The organism is Odoribacter sp. (genome assembly GCF_985060555.1).
Genome location: NZ_CFKYFN010000085.1, coordinates 1 through 1114 on the forward strand (window position 1 = coordinate 1; position 1114 = coordinate 1114).

Below are 1114 nucleotides of genomic sequence, written 5' to 3' on the forward strand. Positions count from 1 at the left end.
CAGCCGAATGACCTCGTATTCGTCCAGCGTCAGCAGGATCGGCTCGGTATTCTCGCACCCGTTGGGACAGAATGTATCGACCTGTGGTACGCCACAAATTTGACGGCACCGTGGCGGTCTTGGCATGGGAGCTTTCCTCCCTTTGTATTCGGTATATTCCGATTGTAGCACTTTGAGCAGAAAAAAGCAATTTTTTTCAAAAGCTGCTACATTTTCCGTCCTCATATGTGTGCCGGCTGATATTCGGAGTCGAATGCTACATGTGAGCCTTGTTCGTAATGCCCACCGATCATGACCGTAGCGGCAGTCACAGCATCCACATGAAAGCGTTCCCGGTAATGCTTGCATTTTCGTAAAAAAACATTATAATTGAATCAGTTAAATCAAAGGAGGCATCAAATCATGAAATCACATAAATACTGGTCCTTAGGCGCACTTTTCTGTATGTTGGGATGCATTTATTCTGGAATCAAAAAATCTATGACTGCGCATAAATATTTTGCCTATTCTTCATTGATTTGTATGGGCATGTCCATTTATTCCGGTCACAAACTGGTTTCTCCAAAGAAGAAAAAAATCACTAAATCAAATAATAGTGAGAATAGTTAAATAAAAAATTTCCTTTATTCATCAAAGACAAAGTTGCTGGAGAATTTTTTTCTCCAGCAACTTTCTTTCATAGAGAAAACGCTGGGAGAGATCTCCCAGCGCAAGCAGCCCTAATCACGGTACCGACGTGTGCCAAGCCAAAGTGGACCCAGTACCCACAACCAAGGCGGTGAAAACGTTCTCGTCACTTTTAATACCGTAAGCACCAGCGTTAAAGCATACAAGAGGCTCATTGTAATTATTTCGGAACGGTCAGGTTTCTTATCCATACGCAGACCACCTCGAAAATCCGGTCACATCTGCGAAATAGTATAAAAGTCAGTATGCTTCATCCGGTTCGGTAGGTGCTGCGGTAATATCGCGGTAGAAAGTGGCCCATGCAACTTCCTCATAGGGGCGTACAAAAAAGAAGCCAATGCTCAATGGAATTGTCAGCAGAAGAACAAGAGAAATCGCCATAGCCTCTGAACCGGTGAAATATTTGAGAACCAGAAAACCCCCGGCA

Annotated in this window: 3 protein-coding genes; 1 reads left to right on the forward strand and 2 read right to left on the reverse strand. The window is 43.6% G+C overall.

Annotated elements, in window-relative coordinates:
- The coding region (locus tag AC5RDS_RS10815) for a DUF134 domain-containing protein (RefSeq protein ID WP_494222333.1) at positions 1-348 on the reverse strand (348 nt) is incomplete at its 3' end.
- A 54-nt stretch (positions 349-402) separates the two neighbouring features.
- On the opposite strand from AC5RDS_RS10815, the gene AC5RDS_RS10820 reads away from it, so the two are divergent.
- A complete protein-coding gene (locus tag AC5RDS_RS10820) occupies positions 403-609 on the forward strand; it encodes a DUF6219 family protein (protein WP_217212270.1) in 207 nt (68 codons plus the stop codon).
- Between the two features lie 318 nt (positions 610-927).
- On the opposite strand, the gene AC5RDS_RS10825 is transcribed toward AC5RDS_RS10820, so the two are convergent.
- The coding region (locus AC5RDS_RS10825; RefSeq protein WP_494222334.1) for a hypothetical protein at positions 928-1114 on the reverse strand (187 nt) is incomplete at its 5' end.

Coding starts and splice junctions, on each gene's coding strand:
- AC5RDS_RS10820 (WP_217212270.1), top strand. CDS start 403: ATGAAATCACATAAATACTGGTCCTTAGGCGCACTTTTCTGTATGTTG.